This is a genomic window from Pantoea sp. MQR6 (assembly GCF_022761075.1).
Taxonomy (GTDB): Bacteria; Pseudomonadota; Gammaproteobacteria; order Enterobacterales; family Enterobacteriaceae; genus Pantoea; species Pantoea phytostimulans.
The window spans coordinates 2,033,427-2,059,458 of record NZ_JAKYXB010000001.1 but is presented as its reverse complement, the minus strand read 5'-3'; the positions used below and the strand labels follow the sequence as shown (position 1 = coordinate 2,059,458).

Genomic DNA, 26,032 nt, shown 5'->3' with positions numbered 1-26,032 from the left:
TCGACTCGCGGTTAAGAATCATCTCGCAATCCGACATGGTAGCTGAGACGAAATGATTAGCAAAATAATCAATGTGGCGGCGGTTGCAGAAGCAGTCATCGGACAAAGGTGATATACTCTCGCGCCTCGGATGCGGATGCGCCTCGTAGCCCGCAATTTTTGTGATTTTACCAGCTAAGTGCTGCCTGTTTTAGCACTTATTTGCCCAACGAAGCTGTGTCGCCATCATGAAGTTTATCATCAAGTTATTTCCTGAAATCACCATCAAAAGTCAGTCGGTGCGCTTGCGCTTTATTAAGATTTTAGCCAGTAATATTCGCAACGTTCTGAAAACCGTCAGTGAAGAGATCGCGGTGGTACGTCACTGGGATCACATTGAAGTGCGCTCAAAAGATGAGTCGCTGCGGACATCGATTGCCGATGAGTTAACGCGCATCCCAGGTATTCATCACGTGTTGGCAGTCGAAGACCGTGAATATACCGACATCCACAATATTTTCGAACAGACGCTGGTGCAGTATCGCGATAGCCTGGAAAACAAAACTTTCTGCGTGCGCGTGAAGCGTCGCGGCAAGCACAGTTTCAGTTCGCAAGACGTCGAGCGTTATGTTGGTGGCGGTCTGAACCAGCACATTGAGACTGCAAAAGTGCAGCTCAACAAGCCTGAAGTGACGGTAAATCTTGAAGTTGAAGAGAATCGCCTGACATTGGTCACTGCGCGTTACGAAGGTTTGGGTGGTTTCCCGGTCGGCACGCAAGAAGATGTGCTGTCACTGATCTCTGGCGGCTTCGACTCTGGCGTCTCCAGCTACATGCTGATGCGTCGCGGCAGTCGCGTACATTATTGCTTCTTTAACCTTGGCGGCGCAGCGCATGAAATTGGCGTTCGTCAGGTGGCTTATTACTTGTGGAGCCGCTTCGGTCGCTCGCACCGCGTGCGTTTCGTCGCAATCAACTTTGAACCCGTTGTCGGCGAAATTCTGGAAAAAGTGGATGACGGCCAAATGGGCGTGGTGCTGAAGCGCATGATGGTTCGCGCCGCCTCGCAGATTGCTGAACGCTACGGCGTGCAGGCGTTGGTGACCGGAGAAGCGCTGGGACAAGTTTCCAGCCAGACGCTGACTAACCTGCGTTTGATTGACAACGCTTCAGATACTTTGATTTTGCGTCCGCTGATTTCGCACGACAAAGAGCACATCATCAAAATTGCGCGTGAAATCGGTACGGAAGATTTCGCCAGCACCATGCCAGAATATTGCGGCGTGATTTCCAAAAGTCCAACGGTTAAAGCAGTGAAATCGAAAATTGAAGCAGAAGAGCGCAATTTCAATTTCGACATTCTGAACCAGGTGATTGAAGAAGCCACTAACGTTGATATCCGCGAGATTGCGGAGCAAACGGAAGAAGAGGTGGTGGAAGTTGAAACTGTGGCGTCATTAGGCACTAACGATATCGTGTTGGATATCCGCGCCATTGATGAACAGGAAGACAAACCGCTACAGCTTTCGGCAACGGAAGTGAAGTCGATGCCGTTCTACAAGCTCAGCACGCAGTTTGGCAATCTTGATCAGAATAAAACCTGGCTGTTGTATTGCGATCGCGGTGTGATGAGTCGATTGCAGGCGCTTTATCTGCATGAGCAAGGCTTTAAAAACGTTAAGGTTTATCGACCTTAAGCGAACAAGGCGGCAGCGATGCCGCCTTTTTAATCACTCAAATTCTTGATAGTTGTAGATTCCAGCTGCTAATACCAGCTGCGAAGCGACTTCACGCGCTTTCTCTTTTCCTACCAACAAATCAATCAGCTTCAACGCAAAATCCATTGCCGTGCCTGGCCCTTGGCTCGTCAGTAGGTTAACGCGTGGATCCCATACTACGCGGCGCTCCATCCACTTTTCTTCTGGGATGGTGGATTTAAGGCCAGGAAAACCGGTCATATTGCCCACTGGAAAGAGATCATGTGGAACTAAAACTGTGCCAGCTGCTGCACAAATCGCTGCAACAATACGCTCGGAAAGATGAAACTGGCGCACGGTTTCCACTAACAACGGGCTGTCGCGGAAGGTTTCAGCACCTTTGAGACCGCCGGGCAACACAATTGCCGCATAGTCGTTGTCTGCCACTTCCACTAAAGGCGCATCCGCTAACAGACGCACGCCACGCGAACAAACAATCTCAAGCGCGCCATCGCTTTCTACGCTGGCAGTGATGACTTTCAAGCCGCCGCGCACCAGTAAATCGATGGTGGTGACCGCTTCGGTCTCTTCACTGCCATGTGCCAGGCAAACCAGCACCGATGCGTTCGCGGTCATAATGTAACTCCTTGCGTTTAATCAGTTCAAACAAACGGGTATTTTCCGGCAGCGCCAGACCATGCGCGCGAGCACGGCGCAGCAGGAATCCGGTGATGTAATCGATCTCTGTCAGCCGCTGGGCACGCACATCCTGTAACATGGAGGACGTGTTGGCTGCGGTGCTTTCAATCACATCGAAAACAATCTCTTTTAAATTATCACTGGGGATGCTTTGACCTTCGCGCTCCATCACCCAACTGATCTCTTCGCTTAAGATTTCGATCTGTGCAGCGTGCGCACGCAGCGCACCGTTTTGGCAATCATATTCCACGGTAAGCGGATTAATGATGCAGTTAACCGCCAGCTTGCGCCAACAGGCGGCGCGGATGTTGTCATGCCAGGCCACATCCGGTAATGCGTGATGCAGGGTATCGGCAATGTTGCTGTAAAGCGCACTTTTGCGATTGCCTGGGCCGATATGCGTTATGCCGTTGGCGACGTGTTTAATCACCGTGCCATCACGCATCGCAGCGTGAGTAGTGATGCCGCGCAACAGCGGTTGCGTCATTCCTTTTAGCTCTTCCAGCGTGCCCATCCCGTTATGTAACAATAGAATAGGGCAATCGTCTGGCAGCACGCTTTCAAGATTTTTTACGGCCGGTGAGACCTGCGTTGCCTTGAGCGTGACCAGCAATAACTGGCTCTCAGCCAGAAACAGCGGATCGTTGGCGATAAAGGTTTTGTTGGAAACGTTGCCTTGAGGATCGACGACATTTGCCGAGCAATAAGGCTGCGGCACACGAAGCCAACCTTGAACGTCGTGTCCCTGGCGTGCAAGCGCGGAGAGCCAAATCTGACCTATTGCGCCGCACCCTAACACGGTAATTTTCATACTGCCTCCCGCTGGCGGGCTTATCGTTTTATTATTTACTGACACACATAAGTATAGCTTTGTGTGTCGCGTGATTTTATTTAGCGCCCTTAGACGGGTATTATGCATGCCACTTTAGTGTCAGGAGAAGAAGAGATGCCATCTTTCGATATCGTTTCAGAAGTCGACATGCAGGAAGTTCGCAATGCGGTAGATAATGCCAACCGTGAATTGTCTACCCGCTTCGATTTCCGCAACGTGAGCGCCAGCTATGAGCTCAACGAAAAGAATGAAACCATCAAAGTGCTCAGTGAATCTGATTTTCAGGTCAAGCAGTTGGTAGACATTTTGCGCGAGAAAATGCTTAAGCGCGGCATTGAGGGAGCAGCGTTAGAAGTTCCTGAAGAGATTGAGCACAGCGGAAAAAGCTGGAGTCTGGATGCCAAAATGAAAAAAGGCATTGAATCTGACGTAGCGAAAAAATTGGTGAAGCTGATCAAAGACAGCAAGCTGAAGGTGCAAACGCAGATTCAAGGTGAAGCGCTGCGTGTCACCGGTAAGTCACGTGATGATTTACAGGGGGCAATGGCAGTAGTCCGTGGTGGTAATCTGGGGCAGCCGTTCCAGTTTAAAAACTTCCGCGATTAATCATCTGATTGCGTGCGCAGCGTGACTTTTTTAACATGCTGCAAACGGTAAGGTAATTATCGTAATGGAGCCGCGAGTCAATATCCGTATCTCTTTGATTGTATACACAACTTAAGCGTGTATTGTCGCGGTCAAAGACAAACCCGGCGAAAGCCGGGTTTTGCATTAATTGCTGGCGATGAGCGCTTCAAGCTCAACTCGACTGGTGACTTTGCTGTCAATCTTGATGTAGGCGCTCTTCTCTTCAGGCACGATAAATACGGAGGAAACGCCAGGCTGTGCTTTGAGGCGCTTTTCCAGATTCGGTGCGGCTAACACGGCATCGCTCAAGACGATTCGCAAGCTGCTGACATAAGGCGGCTCCTGCATCGTCATGCTAACAAACAGCCAAACGGTAGCCAGCATGGCGGTCACTAAAAACACCGTCTGCGCATCAAAATGCCCAAACACCCAACCGCCCATGCTGCCGCCAATGGCGACACCGAGGAACTGGCTGGTGGAGTAAAGTCCCATGGCGGTGCCTTTGTAACCTGCGGGCGATTCTTTGCTTACCAAAGAAGGCAAAATCGCTTCCATCAGGTTAAAGGCAAAGAAGAAAAGCTGCACACCAATGACCAGGGTCCAGAAGTGGCCTTCTGCGCCCCATAGCACGATTTCAGCCACCACAATCATACCGACGCAACCCACAAAAACGCGCTTCATGCGACGTTTAACTTCCGCATAAATGATGAACGGAATAACACCTGCAAAGGCGATGAGCATGGTGACCAGATAGACTTTCCAATGCTCTGCCGCCGGGAAACCTGCTTGCTCAAATTGCCCGGGTAACGCGACAAAACTCGACATCAACAAAACATGCAGGCAAAAAATGCCAAAATTCAGTTTCAGCAGACGCGAGTTAGCCATGACTTTGCTGAAGCTGCCTTTCACCATGCCCGATTCGCGATTCAACACATGATGGGTAGTAGAAGGCACCACGAGTAACGTAATAGCAATGCCAAGTGACGCAAGGATAGCAATCATCCAGAACAGGGCGTGCAGCCCCAAAGCGTGAGTAATGATGGGACCTAGCACCATCGCAATGGCAAAGGTAACGCCGAAGCTAATGCCGATAAACGCCATAGCCTTCGTGCGATTCTGCTCCCGCGTTAGGTCGGACAACAGGGCCATTACCGCAGCAGCAATCGCACCGGAACCTTGTAAAGCGCGACCTAAAATGATGCCCCAAATGGAATCACTGCAAGCTGCGATAACGCTGCCTAAAACAAACAGCAACAGACCGCCAACGATTAACGGCTTACGTCCAATACGATCAGAAAGCAAACCGAAGGGAATTTGAAAAATAGCCTGAGCCAGACCATAGATACCAATCGCCAAGCCAATTAGCGTTTCACTCGCGCCCTGTAATGCCATGCCATACGTTGTGAGTACCGGCAGGACCATAAACATTCCCAGCATACGCAGGGAAAAGACAGTGCCAAGGCCCCATGTGGCGCGCAGCTCCACTGGAGTCATTTTATTATCGTTCATTCCAACCTCTGTTAATGTGCTGCAATCATTCTAAGGAGCGGGGCAGGGCGGGTAAAACAATAGTTTTTAAGTAAGGGTAACAAAAAGAAAGGGCGCGAAATCGCGCCCTTGTCATACTGTTGCGGTGCTGATTACCACACGTAAGTCAGCAGGTCTTTTGACGCCGGTCCCATTGAATCAACCGACATCATCACGCTCAGCGCGGTGATGGCAACGATAGAGAAGACGAACAGTTTACGTGCCCAAACGCGATCGTTTGAGGTTTTGTAACCTGATAACGCCATGCCCAACCACCACACGCTTACTGCCGCAGCAACCACCAGATATTTGTAGCCAGCATAACCGCCCAGCGTCAGCATCAAGGTAGCAATCATGAACGCCAGAATGTAGAGCGTAATATGATTTTTTGCCACGGAGATGCCTTTTACTACCGGTAAAACCGGAATGTTCGCTGCCTGGTAATCTTTGAAGCGGAAGATCGCAATCGCGTACGAGTGCGGCATCTGCCACAGGCTAAAGATTGCCAGAAGGATCAGCGCGCCAGCATCAAACTCATTGGTCACTGCACAGTAGCCAATCACCGGCGGCGCTGCGCCAGAAAGACTACCAATCAGCGTGCCATAGACCGAATTGCGCTTCATATAGAGGCTGTAAATGCCGACGTATACGACGAAGCCCATTACCGCCAGCCACATGGCCAGCGGGTTAGCACCGAAATAGAGCAACGCAAAGCCAGCAATACCCAGCGCAGTGGCATAACACAGGCTTACTTTCGCGGAAATGAGGCCTTTAACCAGCACTCGATTCCTGGTTCTCTCCATCTTGATGTCAATGTCGCGGTCAATCACGTTGTTAAAAACACAACCTGAAGCCACTACCAATGACACGCCAACCAGCGAGGTGAGAAACAGGGCGTAATCAATGCTGCCTTTAGATGCCAGCAGAAATCCGCCAATGACAGAAATTAAATTCCCGAAAATAATTCCTGGTTTTGTTACTTGCAGGTATTGCTTAATCATTACGAGCGACTCTTTAGTGGGCCATCATGTTGTAGTTGAGGTTCCACATAATCCACAGCGAGCCTACAACGACAATCAGGATAATGATCGCCGAGAAGACAATGGCCACCATGTTCCAGCCACCCTCAGATTTGCTGTCTAAGTGCAGGAAGTAAACCAGGTGAACCAGCACCTGAATTATCGCACACACCAGAACTACACCGAGAATGGTACCGTGAGATGCACTGCCATCCATTACCATCCAGAACGGAATACCGGTCAGGATGATAGAAAGGATGAAACCGATCATGTATGACTTCACGCTACCGTGTGATGCACCATGTTCGTTAACAGAATGACTCATTACATGGCTCCCATCAGATAAACAACGGTAAAGACGCAAATCCAAACCACGTCCAGGAAGTGCCAGAACAGGCTCAGACACATGATACGCGTGCGGTTAGTGGCGCTCAGACCGCGCTTGGAGATCTGGAACATCAACAACAACATCCAGATCAAACCTGAAGTCACGTGCAGACCGTGCGTCCCCACCAGCGTAAAGAAGCCAGACAGGAAACCACTGCGATCCGGGCCGTAACCTTCAACAATCAGATGATGGAATTCATAGATTTCCATACCGATGAAGCCAAGACCGAACAGGAAGGTCAACGCCAGCCAACCGATAACGGCGCCTTTGTTTTCCTTGTTCATGGAGATAACAGCCATGCCGTAGGTAATGGAGCTCAACAACAGCAGTGCGGTTTCTACCAGAACAAACGGCAGTTCAAAGATATCTTTACCTGCCGGGCCACCGGCAGTGCTATTGACCATAACTGCATAGGTCGCAAACAAGGTTGCGAAGATAATGCAGTCACTCATCAGGTAGATCCAGAAACCAAAGACTTTATTGGCTCCTGCATCGTGATGCCCATGCTCCGCATGGGCGTCGTGGTGGTGTTTAGTCAGAGTTTCAGTTGACATTATTTCAGACCTGCTTTGCTGATTTCGTCAAAGTGCTGCTTCTCAATCTTCTCGACTTCGGCAACCGGAACGTAGTAATCCACGTCTTCGTCGAAGCTCTTCACGATCCAGGAAACGATCATGCCGAGGAAAGAGAGCCCCACCAGCCACCAGATATGCCAGATCAGCGCGAAACCAAAGATGGTACCGAAGGCGGCGATAACAATCGCAGCACCGCTGTTTTTCGGCATATGAATTTCTTCATATTTCTCCGGCTGCTTGTACGCTTCGCCTTTCTCTTTCATTTCCCAGAAAGCGTCACGTTCATGCACATGCGGGATAACAGCAAAGTTGTAGAACGGCGGTGGAGAAGAGGTTGACCACTCCAGCGTACGGCCGCCCCATGGGTCACCCGTCAGATCGCGGTTCTGCTCACGGTCACGTACAGAGACGTAGAACATGGTCAGTTGGCAAATAATACCCATTGCAATCAGGCCAGCACCACACGCTGCAACAACCAGCAGTGAATGGAACTGTGGATCGATATCCTGGCTGATACGACGAGTCATACCCATGAAGCCCAGTGCGTACAGCGGCATAAAGGCAACAAAGAAGCCGATGATCCAGAACCAGAAAGCGCGTTTGCCCCAGGTTTCGTTCAGGGTAAAGCCGAAAGCTTTCGGGAACCAGTAGGTCACGCCAGCCATACAACCGAACACCACACCACCGATGATAACGTTATGGAAGTGTGCAATCAGGAACAGGCTGTTATGCAGAATAAAGTCAGCACCCGGAACGGCCAGCAGAACGCCGGTCATACCACCTACAGAGAAGGTGACCAGGAAGCCAACAGTCCACAGCATGGCAGAGTGCATCTCGATGCGACCCTGATACATGGTGAACAGCCAGTTAAAGATTTTAACCCCGGTCGGGATTGCGATAATCATCGTCATGATACCGAAGAAGGCGTTTACGTTAGCGCCCGCACCCATGGTGAAGAAGTGGTGCAGCCAAACGATGAACGACAATACGGTAATGGCGATGGTCGCCCAAACCAGAGAGGTGTAACCAAATAGACGCTTCTTCGAGAAGGTCGCCGTGATTTCAGCGAACACACCGAAGACGGGCAGAACCAGGATGTACACTTCCGGATGACCCCAAACCCAGATCAGGTTGACGTACATCATCATATTCCCGCCCATTTCATTGGTGAAGAAATGGAAACCGAGGTAACGATCAAGTGTCAACAGCGCCAGCGTAACGGTCAGAACCGGGAACGCAGCGATGATCAGGACGTTGGTGCAAAGTGCGGTCCAGGTAAATACCGGCATTTTGAACAGGCTCATGCCTGGTGCGCGCATCTTCAGAATGGTTACGAAGAAGTTAATACCGGTTAAGGTCGTACCGATACCAGAGAGTTGGAGACTCCATATCCAGTAATCGACCCCGACGCCGGGACTGTACTCCGCGCCGGATAGTGGCGGATAAGCCAACCAACCGGTCTGCGCGAACTCGCCCACACCCAGCGACAGGTTAACCAGGATCACACCGATCGCAGTAAACCAGAAGCTCAGGTTGTTCAGGAACGGGAACGCAACGTCACGTGCACCAATCTGCAACGGAACGGCGATGTTCATCAGGCCAACTACGAAAGGCATCGCCACGAAGAAGATCATAATCACGCCGTGCGCGGTAAAGATCTGGTCGTAGTGATGCGGCGGTAGAATGCCTGCTTCACCGGCCGAAGCCATCACCTGTTGGGTACGCATCATGATTGCATCAGCAAAACCACGCAGCAGCATGACAAATGCCATGATGATGTACATGATACCCAGTCGTTTGTGGTCGATAGACGTCAGCCATTCAGACCACAGATATTGCCATTTACCAAAATAGGTTAGGGCTGCAACGACTGCGAGACCACCTAAAATGATACCGGCGACCGTAACCATGATAATCGGTTCATGGTACGGCACTGCATCCAGTGTTAATTTTCCGAACATCGTATTATTCCTCGGCTCCCGCGGAAGCGGCATGACTCATGTCCATACCTTCGTGCTTAGGCATGTCCATTTTTCCGTGGCTCATCTTGAACTTGTCGATAACCTGCAAGAACAGTTCAGGATTTGCTGTAGAGAAATATTCCACCGGGTGATTTTCGCTTGGCACAGCTACTTTCTCGAAATCATCCATAGTAGTCAGCGTGTTAGGGGCCGCTTTAACTTTGGCCACCCACTGCTGGAATTCCGCATCGTCTTTGGTTGCAATGGCTTTGAACTTCATGCCAGAGAAACCACGACCACTAAAGTTCGCAGAGATACCGTCGAAAATTCCCGGTTCGTTGGCAATCAGATGCAATTTAGTCTGCATGCCAGCCATCGCGTAAATCTGGCTTCCGAGTGTCGGAATAAAGAAAGAATTCATGACGGAATTAGAGGTGATTTTAAAGTTCACTGGCGTGTTTGCCGGGAAGGCAATCTGGTTTACCGTCGCAATACCCTGTTCTGGGTAAATGAACAACCATTTCCAGTCCAGCGCAACCACATCGATCTCAACCGGTTTCACATCCGATTTCAGCGGTTTGCTTGGTTCGAGTGCGTGGGTTGATTTCCAGGTCAACACGCTCAGGAAAACAATGATCAGGATCGGAATGGTCCAAACCACGGCTTCCACTTTATTAGAGTGTGACCAGTTAGGGCTGTACTTCGCGTTAGTGTTGGAAGCCCGATATTTCCAGGCAAACACCACTGCCATCAAGACTGCGGGGATAACGACGATCAACATCAGGCCAAAGGCAGTCAGTATCAGCGAACGTTGCTCCAGTGCAACCTGTCCTTTGGGATTTAACAATGCACTATCACAGCCACTCATTAATAAAGTGCCTGCAATTAATGACAAAATCCCCAAACTTTTATTGTATTTACTGAGTCTCATTTAACGACCTCAATGACAAAGGGCTCTATTGTCGTTTAAGTGTGCGCGCATTTTACGGGAAGGTTTATGCAGTGTAAACCAGCTTAAGGATGTGTCAGATGCGTGTTGACACCTTTTGCTAAGGGTGTCACAGATGTTGCTTGGGGTGACAAATTATTAACGCAGACAAGCAGTTGGCTCCAATATAACAAAAAGCGATGGAAGTAACCGTAAAAAAAACAGGGAAAGGAATAACCCTTACTTTAATTACTCAACTGTTTAACAATTCTGTATCATTTTAGAGATAACTTTAATACAAGATAATTGCGTCCCGGTTTTTAATATCCCTTAGCTATATTATTTTCATCCAGAATTCCTCCTTCAAAAAATAACACGCGTTGATAAAATAGCACGCCTGCAGGTTTTGATGAGGAATAAGCCAATATCGGCAGAAATTAGGCGTACTTTACTTAAAAGTGGTTTCAGGATTTGGCGTTTTTTTCATTGACCAGTAATCCAAAATAACGCCACCCATTACGCCCAGTAGCACCAGTACGATCCCGAGTTCAAACAGGTGAGGTAAAAGGTCTGGGAAACGTTCAAAACCTGCTCCTTTTAATGCCAGCGTACACAACCAGAGTGCGATAACCAGGCAGCCCGTTGTAAACAAACGGCGCGTCCAGCGATAACCTTTGCGATATAAGGTGCGCGGTAAAAACTCACCGCTATTTTGCATTGCATCCAGAGTTTGGCGGCAAAGGGTCAACAGCAGCAATCCTGGCAGAGCGGCTAGCACGGTAAAAGCGTAAAAGGTTGGCCAGCCCCAAAGTTCGACCAGCCAGCCAGCCGCGGGACCGACATAAACCCGGCCGACAGCAGACAATGCAGAGAGCAGCGCAAATTGAGTAGCGGAAAAAGAGCGATTGCACAGTGTCATTAGCAGCGCGACAAACGCTGCCGTTCCCATGCCGCCGCACAGATTCTCAACAAATACTGCGCTGGCCATGCTCCACAAACGCTGATCGGTAATGGCTAATAGCCAATAGCCAAAGTTGGATACTGCTTGCAGCAATCCGAAGAGCATCAGCGCCCGGAACAGGCTCAGGCGCTGCATGAGCACGCCGCCATACAATGCTCCAATAATGGTCGCAATCAGGCCAAGCGTTTTGTTCACTAAGCCGACATCTCCAGCATTAAAGCCGACACCGCGGATCAGGAATGTTGTGGTCAGTGAGGCAGCAAAGGCATCACCGAGCTTATAAAGGATAATCAGCGTGATCAGCAGCCAGGCATTATTACGCTGAAAGAAATCTTTGAGCGGGTCGATAACGGCCTGACGCAAGGAGTGGGGTGTTGAGATAAGCGTATCGGGTTCTTTAGCCAGAAACGTTGCGATAATGCCCGGCACCATCATCAACGCCATCAGCCAATAGGTCATCTGCCAGCCTAAATAACGGTCTGCGAGCCACAACGCCAGCCCACCCGAAATCAGCATTGCCAGGCGATAACCCAAAACAGTGATGGCTGCACCACTGCCTCGCTCTTCGGCAGGCAAAATATCCGTTTTCCAGGCATCAAAAACAATATCTTGTGATGCTGAGCAAAAGGCAACCAGTACCGCAAGCGCAGCCATCAACGTTAAATCTCGACTGGGCTGCATGAACCCCATCGCGATAATGCCTGCAATTAACGCGACTTGCGTTACCAGCAGCCAGCCACGACGGCGGCCAAGGAATGGCGGCGTATAGCGATCCATCATGGGTGACCAGAGGAATTTAAAGACGTAAGCCTGGCCTACCAAAGAAAAGAAACCGATCGTTTTCAGGTCAACATTTTCTACCGTCATCCATGCCTGTAACGTACCTGCAGTTAATGCTAACGGCAGACCGGACGCAAAGCCGAGCAGCAGTAAGACGGCGGCATTTTTTTGGGTAAAGATGCGGAGATAGTGATTCATGCTGACCTTGAGGAGATGCCCGACGCGGTGCCGGGCAGGGGAAAAACAGGTTTAATTAACGCGCGTTTTGCTTGATGAAGTTATTCACGCTGGTATCTTGCGCCATATCAGCAATGACATCGCTCATGGTTGAATTTACAGCGTTGGTGATCTTCTGATTGTTCGCACTGAAGGCACCTTCCACACTGTAAGTCTGGCGATAGTTTTTAACTTGCTTGTTGCCGTTTTTCGCGGTGGCGATGATAGAAATATCGGCTTTAGTTGTAATGCTGTAGCGCACGTTACCTTGCGTTACATCGGCATAGAGATTGTTGACAACGATTTGCAGATCAACGGCGCCGTTAGGGCCCACCATATAACCGCGCGCGGTCATTTGCTTCTCAAGCACTTCCTGAAGCAGGAAACGTAGGTCGCGCGAAGGCGTCAACGTGACGAGTTGTCCATCACGATTCACTTTCGCCAATGCCTGATCGCTACGCTGATCGGCACCGTTAATGCTCACAGTGACACCCATCAGGCTTGGATCTTGCTGCGGCAGCTCGATTTTAGGTTGGATAGTTAATGTATTATTGCTGGATGCACAGCCGGCCAATATAAACGCAGCCAACAGCGGGAATAACAGTTTTTTCAACATACTTGTTCTCGTTAGCATAGTGGGTTGGTTTGCAAAAACTGTCGTCATCATAGCATTGCGCGGCAGTGAAAAAAGCCCCGCATCAGGGGAAATTGATTGTAAAGGCTTTTTTCAGCGTTTTGGATGTTGCAGCCATTTGAGCATCAATCGAGACGGGTTAAGATGCCAGTGTTCGGAAAGTGCTATCAGAATATTTCCGCGCTTCGCTACATATTGCGTCAAAAAACCTACTAATATTTAAACAGATGGGGCACAGCGCTCGCCATTGAGGAGTAAAACAATGATCCGCGAACAAATAGAAGAAAAGCTGCGCCTGGCCTTTGAGCCGGCTCATCTGGAAGTGCACGACGAAAGTTATCGACACAATGTTCCTGCCGGTTCTGAAAGCCATTTTAAAGTGGTGATAGTAAGTGATTGTTTTACTGGGCAACGTTTTCTGGCTCGTCACCGTGCTATTTACGGAGAACTGACTGTAGAACTGGCAGGCAGCGTGCATGCCTTGGCGTTACACACTTACACAGTAAAAGAGTGGGAAGGCTTACAGGATACTGTACTCGCTTCACCGAACTGCCGCGGTGCCGGAACCCTCGCTTAAACCTTTATAAATAAAACGGCCTGCGGGCCGTTTTTCTTTTCGATTTATACATAAACGCGATCCCCAGCGCAAAAAATCAACAAAACTGTTAAAAAGTGGTGAGTTAGCATCCTCGACTCATTCCAGCGATGCCGCTATAATGCTGCGTCTATTTTTCCGGAATGTCTTCGGGACGCTTCTGGTAACAGGGATCAGGTTCTCTTCACGGAAGCCGTCCCGGTTGTTGGATACGGCGCATTAACAATGTGTGGTGTCTGAAGTTGACCGAGCACGTGATTTTTTGAGGTAACAAGATGCAAGTTTCAGTAGAAACCACTCAAGGCCTGGGCCGTCGCATTACGATCACTGTCGCAGCTGACAGCATCGAAAGCGCCGTAAAAAAAGAACTGGTTGATGTGGCGAAAAAAGTCCGTATCGATGGTTTCCGCAAAGGCAAAGTGCCAATGAACATCGTGGCACAGCGTTACGGTGCTTCTGTACGTCAAGACGTGCTGGGCGATCTGATGACGCGCAACTTCGTTGACGCCATCATCAAAGAAAAAATCAATCCGGCTGGCGCACCTAACTACGTGCCAGGCGAATATAAAGAAGGCCAGGATTTCACCTATTCGGTCGATTTCGAAGTTTATCCAGAAGTTGAGCTGAAAGGCCTGGAAAACATCGAAGTTGAAAAACCAGTGGTTGAAGTGACTGATGCTGACGTTGACGCCATGCTGGATACCCTGCGTAAGCAGCAAGCCAACTGGATCGAAACTGAAGCAGCTGCCGAAGCGGAAGATCGCGCAACTATCGATTTCTCCGGTTCTGTTGATGGCGAAGAGTTTGAAGGCGGCAAAGCGTCTGACTTCGTGCTGGCAATGGGCCAGGGTCGCATGATTCCAGGCTTTGAAGAAGGCGTTGTGGGTCATAAAGCGGGCGAGACTTTCACTATCGACGTGAAATTCCCAGACGATTACCACGCTGAAAACCTGAAAGGCAAAGATGCGAAGTTCGAGATCGTGCTGAAGAAAGTTGAAACGCGCGAACTGCCAGAATTTACTGAAGAGTTCATCAAGCGTTTCGGCGTTGAAGATGGTTCAATTGCCGGTTTGCGTACTGAAGTCCGTAAAAACATGGATCGCGAGCTGAAAGGCGCAATCCGTAACCGCATCAAGACCCAGGCAATCGACGGTTTAGTTGAAGCCAACGAAATCGACGTACCTGCTGCGTTGATTGACAGCGAAATCGACGTTCTGCGTCGTCAGGCTGCACAGCGTTTTGGTGGCAACGAGCAGCAAGCGCTGGAATTACCACGTGAGCTGTTTGAAGAGCAGGCTAAGCGCCGTGTTGTTGTAGGTCTGCTGCTGGGTGAAGTGATTCGCACCCACGAGCTGAAAGCTGACGAAGCGCGCGTAAGCACGTTGATCGAAGAAATGGCGTCTGCCTACGAAGATCCAAAAGAAGTCATCGAGTTCTACAGCAAAAATAATGAGCTGATGAACAACATGCGTAACGTTGCATTGGAAGAGCAAGCGGTTGAAGCGGTTCTGGCTAAAGCCAAAGTGACCGAAAAAGCCACTAACTTCCAGGATCTGATGAACCAGACTCAGTCTGCCTGATTCCAGATTTAACCTGACGTGCTAAGCCCGCAACTGAAAAGTCGCGGGCTTTTTTGTTTTTAGCGTTCAGGCGCACAGGCTTTAGCGCTATTCGGTTAATTAATCGGCAAATTATTCACGCATCGCTTTTTCCGGGTTAGCGATTAAGGAAAAGATTGTTATGCTTGAAACAACTGGGCAGCATCCCCAGATAGAGGGAGTATGCAAATAAAACAGTTAAGCTGGCTGATTAACCGTCCTGAAGGTGTCGGAAAGAGACTGAGCATAGTTTTCCCCGCTCGTCTTACGTAGAATCGGTACAGAATGTTGCCAATGAAATTTAATCAGGAGACGGTAATGTCATACAGTGGCGATCGTGAATTTACTGCACCGCATAATGCGCTGGTGCCAATGGTGGTCGAGCAAACCTCGCGTGGCGAGCGTTCCTACGACATCTATTCCCGTCTGCTCAAAGAGCGTGTGATCTTTTTGACCGGGCAGGTTGAAGACCATATGGCGAACCTGATTGTCGCGCAGATGCTCTTTTTGGAAGCAGAGAATCCAGAAAAAGACATCTACCTGTATATCAACTCTCCAGGCGGCGTTATCACCGCTGGCATGTCTATTTATGACACCATGAAGTTTATCAAACCGGATGTCAGCACCATTTGTATGGGCCAGGCTTGTTCAATGGGCGCTTTCCTGCTGACCGCAGGCACCAAAGGTAAACGTTTCTGCCTGCCTAACTCACGCGTCATGATTCACCAACCATTAGGCGGTTATCAGGGCCAGGCAAGTGATATCGAAATTCACGCGCGTGAAATTCTTAAAGTAAAACAGCGCATGAACGAGCTGATGGCAGAGCATACAGGCAAAACGCTGGAAGAAATTGAACGCGATACTGAGCGTGATCGTTTCCTCTCTGCGAGTGAAGCGGTAGAGTATGGATTAGTCGATTCTATCCTGACACATCGCGAATAAGACCCAACTTGCCCTTATCCTTACGCTATAGTTATCAGGATATCGGTTATATTATGGGTTGAATGAATTTCGGCCGTGACGACACGGCCAGCGCCGTACGCCGGTATGGCCTGAGAACTAGAAGAGGTTAACTGATGACAGATAAGCGCAAAGACGGTTCAGGAAAGTTGCTGTACTGCTCTTTTTGCGGCAAAAGCCAGCATGAAGTGCGTAAGCTGATTGCCGGGCCGTCAGTGTATATCTGCGATGAGTGTGTTGATCTGTGTAACGACATCATTCGCGAAGAGATTAAAGAAGTTGCCCCGCATCGCGAACGTAGTGCCCTGCCTACGCCGCATGAAATTCGCCATCACCTCGACGATTATGTTATCGGTCAGGAAAAGGCGAAAAAAGTGCTGGCTGTGGCGGTATATAACCACTACAAACGCTTGCGCAACGGCGACACCAGCAACGGCATTGAACTGGGTAAAAGTAACATTCTGCTGATCGGTCCAACCGGTAGCGGTAAAACGCTGTTGGCGGAAACGCTGGCGCGCCTGTTGGATGTACCGTTTACCATGGCAGATGCAACGACATTAACTGAAGCGGGTTATGTGGGTGAGGATGTTGAAAATATCATCCAGAAACTGCTGCAGAAATGTGATTATGATGTGCAAAAAGCACAGCGTGGCATCGTCTACATTGATGAGATCGATAAGATTTCACGTAAGTCAGACAATCCATCAATCACGCGTGACGTGTCCGGTGAAGGTGTACAGCAAGCCTTGCTGAAACTGATTGAAGGCACCGTAGCAGCCGTTCCACCGCAAGGGGGACGTAAGCATCCACAACAAGAGTTTTTGCAGGTTGATACTTCGAAAATCTTGTTTATTTGTGGTGGTGCGTTTGCTGGCCTGGATAAAGTCATTTCGCAGCGTGTTGAAACCGGTTCTGGTATCGGATTTGGCGCGACAGTGAAAGGCAAATCAGAGAAAGCGTCTGAAGGTGACCTGCTTGCTCAGTGTGAGCCGGAAGATTTGATCAAATTTGGTCTGATTCCTGAGTTTATTGGTCGTCTCCCTGTTGTGGCGACGTTGAGTGAACTGAGCGAAGAAGCCCTGATTCAGATCTTGCGTGAACCAAAAAATGCGCTGACTAAACAGTATCAGGCGTTGTTCAACCTGGAAGGCGTTGAACTGGAATTCCGTGATGAGGCATTGACTGCCATCGCGAAAAAAGCAATGTCACGTAAAACGGGTGCGCGTGGTTTGCGTTCCATCGTTGAAGGTGCTTTGCTGGAAACCATGTACGACTTACCTTCAATGGATGACGTTGAAAAAGTGGTGATTGATGAATCAGTTATTGAGGGGCAGTCAGACCCAATGTTGATTTACGGAAAGCACGAAGCGCAGGCTTCTGGCGAATAAATAATCAATTTAGCCATGTTATTATCTTAAAAAAGGGGAAAATTCTTTCCCCTTTTGTTTTTCTCGCCTCTGTGACGTTGAATGTCGGACGATCATCCCCATATACTCAGATACCTGTGGGTAATTGCATACTTCATTCATGCATGATGCGGTTCCCATCACCTGGCGGACATTAAACTAAGAGAGAGCTCTATGAATCCTGAGCGTTCTGAACGCATTGAAATCCCCGTGTTGCCGCTGCGCGACGTGGTGGTTTATCCGCACATGGTAATTCCGTTGTTTGTCGGTCGGGAAAAATCGATTCGGTGCCTTGAAGCCGCAATGGATCATGATAAGAAGATCATGCTGGTCGCACAGAAAGAGGCTTCAACGGATGAACCTGGCATTAACGATCTCTTCTCGGTAGGGACCGTCGCTTCTGTTTTGCAAATGCTGAAACTGCCGGATGGCACGGTTAAAGTATTGGTCGAAGGTTTACAGCGTGCGCACATCACGACGCTGGCAGACAACGGTGACCATTTTGTTGCTCAGGCTGAATATCTGGAATCTCCAGAGATTGAAGAGCGTGAGCAAGAAGTGCTGGTGCGTACGGCGATCAATCAGTTTGAAGGCTATATCAAACTGAATAAGAAGATCCCACCAGAAGTACTGACTTCACTGAATAATATTGACGATGCGGCACGTCTTGCCGACACCGTCGCTGCGCATATGCCACTGAAATTAGCGGATAAACAATCAGTGCTGGAGATGTCAGACGTGAACGAGCGTCTGGAATATCTGATGGCGATGATGGAATCCGAAATCGATCTGCTGCAGGTTGAGAAGCGCATTCGCAACCGCGTCAAAAAGCAGATGGAAAAAAGTCAGCGTGAGTACTATCTGAATGAGCAAATGAAGGCCATTCAGAAAGAGTTAGGTGAGATGGATGATACGCCTGATGAATACGAAGCGCTGAAACGCAAAATTGATTTGGCAAAAATGCCAGATGAAGCACGCGAAAAAGCGGAAGCAGAACTGCAGAAGCTGAAAATGATGTCACCGATGTCTGCTGAAGCAACCGTTGTACGTGGTTACATCGACTGGATGGTCCAGGTGCCATGGAACGCGCGCAGCAAAGTGAAAAAAGATCTGCGTAAAGCTCAGGAAACGCTGGATATCGACCATTACGGCCTTGAGCGTGTGAAAGATCGCATCCTTGAGTATCTTGCGGTGCAAAGTCGCGTTAGCAAAATCAAAGGGCCTATTCTGTGTCTGGTTGGACCGCCGGGTGTTGGTAAAACTTCACTGGGCCAATCAATTGCTAAAGCGACAGGCCGTAAATATGTGCGTATGGCGCTGGGCGGCGTGCGTGACGAAGCTGAAATTCGCGGTCACCGTCGTACTTACATCGGCTCAATGCCGGGTAAACTGATCCAGAAAATGGCGAAAGTCGGCGTGAAAAACCCGCTGTTCCTGTTAGATGAAATCGATAAGATGTCATCTGATATGCGGGGTGATCCGGCGTCTGCTCTGCTGGAAGTACTTGATCCAGAACAGAACATTGCGTTTAACGATCACTACCTTGAAGTCGATTACGATCTTTCCGACGTGATGTTTGTCGCGACATCGAACTCGATGAATATTCCGGCACCGCTGTTAGACCGTATGGAAGTGATTCGCCTTTCGGGTTATACCGAAGACGAAAAACTGAATATTGCGCTGCAGCATTTATTGCCGAAGCAAATCGAGCGTAACGCATTAAAAGCTCACGAAATCACAGTCGAAGACAGTGCTATTGTCGGCATCATTCGTTATTACACCCGCGAAGCGGGCGTACGTAGCCTTGAGCGTGAGCTGTCGAAGCTTTGCCGTAAAGCAGTGAAATCGCTGTTGATGGATAAGACCAAGAAACACATCACCATTAACGGTGAGAACCTCAAGGACTTCCTTGGTGTTCAGCGTTTCGATTATGGTCGTGCCGACAGCGAAAACCGTGTAGGTCAAGTGACCGGTTTGGCATGGACGGAAGTTGGCGGCGATTTGCTGACTATCGAAACCGCCTGTGTACCGGGCAAAGGTAAATTGACTTATACCGGTTCACTGGGTGAAGTGATGCAGGAATCGATTCAGGCTGCGTTAACTGTGGTACGCGCTCGTGCTGAGAAACTGGGCATCAATGGCGACTTCTACGAAAAACGTGATATTCACGTTCACGTACCTGAAGGCGCTACACCTAAAGATGGTCCAAGTGCCGGTATTGCTATGTGCACCGCATTGGTTTCTTGTCTGACGGGTAACCCAGTGCGCGCAGATGTTGCGATGACAGGTGAAATCACCTTGCGTGGACAAGTCTTGCCGATTGGTGGTTTGAAAGAAAAACTGCTGGCAGCGCACCGTGGTGGTATTAAAACTGTGCTAATCCCAGATGACAACAAGCGTGATTTGGAAGAAATTCCACAAAACGTTATTGCCGATCTGGACATTCATCCGGTTAAACGTATTGAAGAAGTGCTGAACCTGGCACTGGAAAATGCACCATACGGAATACAGGTCGCGACAGCAAAATAGTGATTAACGGCAAAAACCGTTAAAAAGCAGAGCTGGCAAGGCAATTGGCGCTTGCCAGCTTTTTTTTGTGCCGCTAGTTTAGGTGGCTGTGGAAGCAGCGTTCTAAGAGAATTACCGTTGTTTCGGCATAACAGGCTTGATATAACTTGCTGCGCGTTCGTGTTCGGCGGGAAGCGCGGATACGAAGTGAAATAATAAAAGAGGGGATGAAAAGAGTGAATAAGTCACAATTGGTCGACAAAATTGCTGCAGATGCTGACATTTCTAAAGCAGCAGCGGGACGTGTTTTAGATGCATTCATGGGCTCTGTTTCTGACGCGCTGAAAGGCGGCGATGAAGTGGCGCTGGTGGGTTTCGGCACTTTCTCCGTGCGTGACCGTGCTGCACGTACTGGCCGCAATCCACAAACCGGTAAAGAAATCACTATTCCGGCAGGCAAAGTACCCGGCTTCCGTGCGGGTAAAGCATTGAAAGACGCAGTCAATCAATAACAACGAATGCATTCATTGGAGCATTTTCTTCAGTGGATTAGGGGACGGTTAACGCGTTCTCATGTAACATACGGGCACATCGATTTGATGTGCCTTTTTTTATCCTGAAGCGGCGAAAAGAGGTCGTGAGACGTGTCTCAGCAGGATTAATGCTGCCAGCTAAACTTGCAGCTGCGTAATGGGCCAGCAACACGGCGTATTACGCCCGAGCTTTACATTCACACTACAGCGGAGTGTTGTCATACCATGATGGACAATTTACGCGCGGCGTCGAACCATGTCGTGCTCAAGATTATTTTGGGGTTGATCATTCTCTCCTTTGTGCTGACGGGCGTTGGCAACTATCTGATTGGCGGCAACAGCGATTATGCAGCCAAGGTTAATGGTCAGGAGATCAGCCGGGCACAGCTGGAGCAGGCGTTCAATAATGAGCGTAATCGTCAGCAGCAAATGTTGGGCGAACAATTCTCTCAGCTGGCAAGTAATGACGGTTATATGCAGCAAATTCGCCAGCAGGCGCTTTCGCAACTGGTTGATCAGGCGCTACTCGACGCTTATATCAAAGATCTGCACATCGATATCAGCGATGAACAAGTCAAACAAGCCATCTTCAATCAGAAGGCTTTCCAGACCAACGGCAAATTTGATAACGCTAAATACAACGGTTTGATCTCCAGTATGGGCTATTCCGCCGATCAATATGCGGAAGCACTGCGTAAACAGTTATCAAATCAGCAATTGATCAATGCGGTAGCCAATACCGATTTCATGCTGAAAGGTGAAACCAGCAAGCTGGTAGACCTCGTTTCACAGAAGCGTGATATTCGCCAGGCGACGATTGATGTCAATGCGCTTGTTGCCAAACAATCCGTCACTGATGATGAAATAAATCAATATTATCAGCAACATAAAAGCAATTTTATGGCGCCAGAGCAATTCCGTGTTAGCTACATCAAACTTGATGCGGCAAGCATGCAGCAGAATCCCAGCGAAGCTGAGGTTCAAAGTTGGTACGACCAACACAAAGCTGAATATTCTCAGCCACAGCGTAATCGTTATAGCGTGATTCAGACCAAGACCGAAGCGGATGCAGAGGCGTTATTAACGCAGCTGAAAGCAGGTGGGGACTTTGCTGAGCTGGCAAAAACCAAATCCATCGACCCGATTTCGGCACGCAAAGGGGGCGACATGGGTTGGTTAGAACCCGCGACAACACCTGATGAACTGAAAAACGCCGGCCTGACGGAAAAAGGCCAGATGTCAGCAGTGATCAAATCTTCTGTTGGTTTCTTGATTGTCCGTCTCGACGATATCCAGCCAGAGCAAGTTAAGCCATTTGCCGAAGTGCAGAGCGCAGTGGCAGATAAAGTGAAGCAGGAAAAAGGCGTTGATGCTTTCTACAAACTTCAGCAGAAAGTGAGTGAAGCAGCCAGCAACGACAATGAATCGCTGGCGGGTGCTGAACAAGCGTCGGGATTAAAAGCCACTGAAACAAACTGGTTTAGTCATGACAGCCTGCCCAAAGAACTCGATTTTGATGCGGTTAAACAAGCTATTTTCAACGGTGGTTTAGTCGGTCAGAACGGTGCGCCAGGTAATAATTCAGACATCATCAGCGTCGATGGCGATCGTGCTTTTGTTCTGCGTATCAGTGAACACAAAGCGGAAGCCGTGCAACCGCTGGAACAGGTTAAGGCGCAGATTAGCGATACATTGAAGCACGAGAAAGCGCAGCAGCAAGCTAAAGCGCAAGCGGATAAGCTGCTGGCAGATTTGAAGGCCGGCAAGCAAGATGCTTTAACTGCAGCGGGCTTGACGCTGAGCGCGGCCACGACGGTTGACCGCAACGCGCAAGATCCGGTTGCTCAGGCAGCCTTCAATTTGCCACAGCCAGCAGACAACAAACCTTCATGGGGTGTAAGTGAAGATATGCAAGGCAATGTGGTTCTGGTAGCGGTGGATAAAGTTAGCACCGGTAGCATGCCGCAGGCGCAGATTGATGAAATGGTTAAAGGTGTGACGCAGAACAATGCTCAACTGGCATTTGAAGCGCTGCTACAAAACCTGCGTAAAGAAGCAAAAATTAAGTACGGCGCTGCTGCACAAATGCAGTAAGCCTCGCAAATAATCAGGTAATCACTGAAACAAACAAAGGCCGCTTTCGCGGCCTTTTCCATTTTTGTTTTTTGTCTTTTGAGTCAATCCTGCCTGCGTGAAATGCTGTGACTGCTGTTAACCACAAGGAGAAACACAGCATGGCAAAATCCACTTTATATGCACTTTGTCTTTCACTGGCGCTTGGCGGCGCGCTTTATCAAACCGCACTGCATGCCGAAGAAGCGTCAGCTGAAGCGCAGGCAGCGCAGATTTTCTTGCCACAACAGGATCAAATCAGCATCAATGAGGCTTCTGCTGAACAGCTGTCGAAGGTTATGAATGGTGTCGGTTTGAAAAAAGCCCAATCAATTGTGAGTTACCGCGAGCAATATGGCGCCTTCACGGCGATTGAACAGTTAAAAGAGGTGCCGGGGATTGGTAATGCGTTAGTCGAAAGAAATGCCTCACGTTTGAAATTGTGAAGTGACACACATCTCTGACAGATAGCCTGCCGCAAAGGTTGGGTTTTGCTAAGTTTAACAGGTCCAACCAGTTATTCATTTGCGGCAGGAGTTTTTAAATGCGAACCACTATTAAAGTGCGTGGCTATCATCTGGATGTTTATCAACATGTTAATAATGCACGATATCTTGAATTTCTGGAGGAGGCGCGCTGGCAATGGCTAGAAGAAGCCGACGCTTTTAACTGGCTGGTAGAACAAAGGCTGGCTTTTGTGGTGGTCAATATCAACATCAACTATCGTCGCCCAGCGGTGCTGGGTGATGTACTCGAAATAGACAGTGAGATTACGCAATTAAACGGCAAAAGCGGCATTATTGCGCAGCGCGTGTTATTAGCGGGAGAAGAAACTGTAGTGGCAGACGCAGCGCTGACCTTTGTCTGTATCGATTTGCACAGCCAAAAAGCGGTGCCAATTGAAGGAGAATTACGTCAACGCTTGCAAGGATTAATGATGTAATCGCAGGGCAGGGCGGCGAATGAAACATTCGCCGCCTGTGATCAGTTTAAACCCGTTTTACTTTTCATCGCTGCCATGATGCCAGAACGATCGTTGAGATAAAGCTGCAAGCCATTGGCGCGCAAATGACAGGCTGCACACTCTCCGCAGCCATCGCCTTTAATGCCGTTATAGCAAGTTAATGTCTGCTCACGCACTAACGTCAGGTGTTGCCAGTAATCCGCCAACGCCCAGGTTTCAGCTTTATTCAGCCACATTAAAGGCGTTTCAAAACGAATATTGCGCGCCATGCCCAGGCTCACGGCATGATTCAGCGCCTTAACAAATTCGTCACGGCAATCGGGATAACCAGAAAAATCGGTTTCGCATACACCGGTAATCACTGCTTCTGCTTCGACTTGATACGCATAAACAGATGCCAATGTCAGAAACAGAATATTGCGACCAGGAACAAACGTGCTGGGTAAGCCGCTGGCGTCGGGATCGTAGGCAGGCACGGGAATATTATCGCGTGTCAGACTGCTTACTGCGAGTTCGTTTAGCATCGTGACATCCAGCACTTTATGCGCACGCGCCCCTAGCTGGAGCGAAAGTTCACGTGCGACATCAATCTCTTCGCGATGACGCTGACCATAATCAAAGGTGACGCAATGCACTTCATCATACTGCTGGAGTGCCTGAATTAAGCAGGTGGTGGAATCTTGTCCACCACTGAAAACGACAACGGCGCGTTTCATGGTGTTTATCCTGATCAAAAATTGGTGTCTATGGTAATGCCTCAGTCTGTCGCTGAACAGCTGTGTGAAGTGCTAATCGGCGGCGGTATCCAGGCGCGATTAAAATCGAACCATCCTAAAGTGTTAAGCTGAAGCCCTTCCACCCCCGGCGGTGCGGAAATTTGGTAACGGTAGTTAAAGAGCGGAAGCAATACACCACCGATCATGAGCTGTTGATAGAGTTGATGCAAAGCCCTGGAGCGATCGTCTGGACTATCAATTTGCTGCAACTCACAAAGCTGCTGATACATTGCCGCGCCTTGCTCAGAATGCCAAAGTGGCTGCCACAGCGGGTCTATCTGCAGCCAGGTCGCCAGGGTAAAAACCGGTGCATCACCAATCAAACGATCGCCCATGACTAAATCAGCATCGGCGAGCGAATGAATATCTCGCCAGCTTTTCACTTGGTGAAAAATGATTTCAAGCTTGCAGCCATTTGCTAACAGGAGCTGCTGTAATGCCCGCGCCATCTCATGCAGTTCAACCGGCAAGTGATAGTGCAGTGTCAGGTTAGCAGGTAACGGGTGTTGTTCCTCTTTGAGCTGAGGTACCGGCCAGCCGGGCAATAACTCTCTGCTTGGTGTGATGAGACCCTCATCCAAAGGTAACTGAGTAATGATGTCGCTCTGTTGCACCAGATTAAATAAGCGACGTGCCTGACCAGGTGTAAATCCACTGCGTGGGCGACAAACCAGATAACAAAAACCCAGGCTAATGCTCCGGCTGACGGGACGTAAGCTGTCCAATTCATCAGTATCACCAATAGCGATTTGCACCGGATGGCGGCAACTGGTGCCCAACGTACGATCAAATAGCTGTGGCGTAATCCAATACTCTATCGCTTGCAGGAGTGGAAGCTGTAAATGCCAGCGCGCGTGGCTTTCGATTCGTACCAGTTCAGGTGTGAAATGCTTTAGCTTCCAGGGACCGCTGCCAATGTGAGTATCAACAGGATGCGGCAGCAAACAGAGTTGGTGAGCCAATCTGTGCGGCAACCAGTAATCGCTTTGCTTTAGCTGAAAACGCAGCGCGAGTGGATGGGGCGCATCGATATGCACCACATCGGCAAGCAACTGACGTACGCGCGCGTTCTGTATGATCTTTTCAAATTGCGCCACGAGGTGACTGGCCTGAATCGGCTCGTCGCTATGCCAGAAAAGCTGCGGACGAAGCCAGAATAACCAAACTCGTCCCTGTTCCTGATGTTGCCAGTGGTGCGCAAGATCACCAATAGGATCATCATTCTGAAATCGCGTCAAACCGGAGAAAAGTTGATGTACCAAATGTTGTTCGGCCCGGCCACTGATCTGTAACGGCTGCACACTTTCTAATGGCCGATAATAAGGAATACGCAGTACCGGCGCATTGTTCTGCCACTGTGCGCCCATCAAAGGCTGTAGCAGGCTCATTAACTTCTCCGGTGCAACTTCCATAACCTGTAAGGCTTCTGTCGCATCGCCTGATGCTAAACGGCTATGCAACAATTGCTGGCGCAGCTGCTCTGGTGCAAGAATAAATTCCAAACGCCCCTGCTTACCACGACCCGGTTCGCCTTGCCAGCGTAGCCAACCTGCTTGCTGCCATTGCGACAGCAGCGTGCGCAGATGGCGCTCACTGCAAATGCAGTAGCGTGCCATTTCTGCCACGCACGTTTGTTGTGGAGCGCCCTGACTTTGCTGCCACAAGCGCTGAAACTGATTAAGACGATTAAGTTGGCGCATAGTAAACCCGGAACAATTTTCTAAAAGTATTCACTATTACTTCCGCAATTAACAGGC

23 protein-coding genes are annotated in these 26,032 nt (G+C 49.3%); 11 read left to right on the top strand and 12 right to left on the bottom strand.

The genetic code is table 11. The features are described 5' to 3' along the window. The first annotated feature begins 227 nt into the window (after positions 1-227). On the top strand, positions 228-1,676 hold the full coding sequence (thiI, locus tag MUG06_RS09680; RefSeq protein ID WP_243078413.1) for a tRNA uracil 4-sulfurtransferase ThiI: 1,449 nt from the start codon (positions 228-230) through the stop codon (positions 1,674-1,676). Between the two features lie 33 nt (positions 1,677-1,709). Here the strand turns inward: thiI and yajL are convergent, their stop codons facing one another. Further along, a complete protein-coding gene (gene yajL / locus MUG06_RS09675) occupies positions 1,710-2,312 on the bottom strand; it encodes a protein deglycase YajL (RefSeq protein WP_215847449.1) in 603 nt (200 codons plus the stop codon). Beyond that, on the bottom strand, positions 2,266-3,186 hold the full coding sequence (gene panE, locus MUG06_RS09670; RefSeq protein WP_243078412.1) for a 2-dehydropantoate 2-reductase: 921 nt from the start codon (positions 3,184-3,186) through the stop codon (positions 2,266-2,268). Before panE ends, yajL begins: the two co-directional genes overlap by 47 nt. A 135-nt stretch (positions 3,187-3,321) precedes the next feature. Between panE and MUG06_RS09665 the strand changes: the two genes are divergently transcribed. Beyond that, entirely contained in the window at positions 3,322-3,813 is a 492-nt protein-coding gene (locus MUG06_RS09665) for a YajQ family cyclic di-GMP-binding protein (RefSeq protein ID WP_215847448.1), read from the top strand. Between the two features lie 165 nt (positions 3,814-3,978). Here the strand turns inward: MUG06_RS09665 and MUG06_RS09660 are convergent, their stop codons facing one another. The 8 genes from MUG06_RS09660 to MUG06_RS09625 form a co-directional block, all read right to left on the bottom strand. Continuing rightward, positions 3,979-5,343, bottom strand: a complete 1,365-nt coding sequence (locus MUG06_RS09660; protein ID WP_215847447.1) for an MFS transporter — start codon at positions 5,341-5,343, stop codon at positions 3,979-3,981. A 131-nt stretch (positions 5,344-5,474) separates the two neighbouring features. Then, positions 5,475-6,362 (bottom strand): heme o synthase, encoded by an 888-nt coding sequence (cyoE, locus tag MUG06_RS09655; protein WP_243078411.1) that lies wholly within the window; start codon positions 6,360-6,362, stop codon positions 5,475-5,477. 13 nt (positions 6,363-6,375) lie between these two features. Then, complete coding sequence (locus tag MUG06_RS09650) at positions 6,376-6,705, bottom strand: cytochrome o ubiquinol oxidase subunit IV (protein WP_215847445.1); 330 nt, start codon at positions 6,703-6,705, stop codon at positions 6,376-6,378. After that, on the bottom strand, positions 6,705-7,322 hold the full coding sequence (locus tag MUG06_RS09645; RefSeq protein ID WP_243078410.1) for a cytochrome o ubiquinol oxidase subunit III: 618 nt from the start codon (positions 7,320-7,322) through the stop codon (positions 6,705-6,707). The genes MUG06_RS09650 and MUG06_RS09645 overlap by 1 nt, the downstream gene beginning before the upstream one ends. Then, on the bottom strand, positions 7,322-9,304 hold the full coding sequence (gene cyoB / locus MUG06_RS09640; RefSeq protein WP_215847443.1) for a cytochrome o ubiquinol oxidase subunit I: 1,983 nt from the start codon (positions 9,302-9,304) through the stop codon (positions 7,322-7,324). The genes MUG06_RS09645 and cyoB overlap by 1 nt, the downstream gene beginning before the upstream one ends. Before the next feature lie 4 nt (positions 9,305-9,308). Further along, a complete protein-coding gene (cyoA, locus tag MUG06_RS09635; RefSeq protein WP_243078409.1) occupies positions 9,309-10,235 on the bottom strand; it encodes a cytochrome o ubiquinol oxidase subunit II in 927 nt (308 codons plus the stop codon). 445 nt (positions 10,236-10,680) lie between these two features. Further along, positions 10,681-12,171, bottom strand: a complete 1,491-nt coding sequence (ampG, locus tag MUG06_RS09630; protein ID WP_243078408.1) for a muropeptide MFS transporter AmpG — start codon at positions 12,169-12,171, stop codon at positions 10,681-10,683. A 55-nt stretch (positions 12,172-12,226) separates the two neighbouring features. Next, the gene (locus MUG06_RS09625; RefSeq protein ID WP_215847441.1) at positions 12,227-12,805 is read right to left on the bottom strand and encodes a lipoprotein; all 579 of its coding nucleotides are present in this window, start codon (positions 12,803-12,805) and stop codon (positions 12,227-12,229) included. Between the two features lie 280 nt (positions 12,806-13,085). Between MUG06_RS09625 and bolA the strand changes: the two genes are divergently transcribed. The 9 genes from bolA to MUG06_RS09580 all read left to right on the top strand — a co-directional run bounded on the left by bolA (position 13,086) and on the right by MUG06_RS09580 (position 23,478). After that, the gene (gene bolA / locus MUG06_RS09620; protein WP_215847440.1) at positions 13,086-13,400 is read left to right on the top strand and encodes a transcriptional regulator BolA; all 315 of its coding nucleotides are present in this window, start codon (positions 13,086-13,088) and stop codon (positions 13,398-13,400) included. A gap of 293 nt (positions 13,401-13,693) precedes the next feature. Continuing rightward, entirely contained in the window at positions 13,694-14,998 is a 1,305-nt protein-coding gene (gene tig / locus MUG06_RS09615) for a trigger factor (protein WP_243078407.1), read from the top strand. A gap of 336 nt (positions 14,999-15,334) precedes the next feature. Continuing rightward, a complete protein-coding gene (gene clpP, locus MUG06_RS09610; RefSeq protein WP_215847439.1) occupies positions 15,335-15,958 on the top strand; it encodes an ATP-dependent Clp endopeptidase proteolytic subunit ClpP in 624 nt (207 codons plus the stop codon). A gap of 134 nt (positions 15,959-16,092) precedes the next feature. Continuing rightward, positions 16,093-17,364: an ATP-dependent protease ATP-binding subunit ClpX gene (gene clpX, locus MUG06_RS09605; RefSeq protein ID WP_215847438.1), complete on the top strand. Its 1,272-nt coding sequence runs from the start codon at positions 16,093-16,095 to the stop codon at positions 17,362-17,364. 192 nt (positions 17,365-17,556) lie between these two features. Continuing rightward, a complete protein-coding gene (lon, locus tag MUG06_RS09600; RefSeq protein ID WP_243078406.1) occupies positions 17,557-19,911 on the top strand; it encodes an endopeptidase La in 2,355 nt (784 codons plus the stop codon). Positions 19,912-20,126: 215 nt separating this feature from the next. Next, the gene (hupB, locus tag MUG06_RS09595) at positions 20,127-20,402 is read left to right on the top strand and encodes a nucleoid-associated protein HU-beta (RefSeq protein ID WP_243078405.1); all 276 of its coding nucleotides are present in this window, start codon (positions 20,127-20,129) and stop codon (positions 20,400-20,402) included. A gap of 246 nt (positions 20,403-20,648) precedes the next feature. Continuing rightward, positions 20,649-22,517: a peptidylprolyl isomerase gene (gene ppiD / locus MUG06_RS09590; protein WP_243078404.1), complete on the top strand. Its 1,869-nt coding sequence runs from the start codon at positions 20,649-20,651 to the stop codon at positions 22,515-22,517. Between the two features lie 140 nt (positions 22,518-22,657). Further along, a complete protein-coding gene (locus MUG06_RS09585; RefSeq protein WP_243078403.1) occupies positions 22,658-22,981 on the top strand; it encodes a helix-hairpin-helix domain-containing protein in 324 nt (107 codons plus the stop codon). A gap of 98 nt (positions 22,982-23,079) precedes the next feature. Then, entirely contained in the window at positions 23,080-23,478 is a 399-nt protein-coding gene (locus MUG06_RS09580; protein ID WP_243078402.1) for a YbgC/FadM family acyl-CoA thioesterase, read from the top strand. A gap of 41 nt (positions 23,479-23,519) precedes the next feature. On the opposite strand, the gene queC is transcribed toward MUG06_RS09580, so the two are convergent. Together queC and MUG06_RS09570 are read right to left on the bottom strand one after the other, a co-directional pair. Continuing rightward, entirely contained in the window at positions 23,520-24,215 is a 696-nt protein-coding gene (queC, locus tag MUG06_RS09575) for a 7-cyano-7-deazaguanine synthase QueC (RefSeq protein ID WP_243078401.1), read from the bottom strand. A 41-nt stretch (positions 24,216-24,256) separates the two neighbouring features. Then, positions 24,257-25,975 (bottom strand): SgrR family transcriptional regulator, encoded by a 1,719-nt coding sequence (locus MUG06_RS09570; RefSeq protein WP_215847433.1) that lies wholly within the window; start codon positions 25,973-25,975, stop codon positions 24,257-24,259. Between the last annotated feature and the right edge of the window lie 57 nt (positions 25,976-26,032).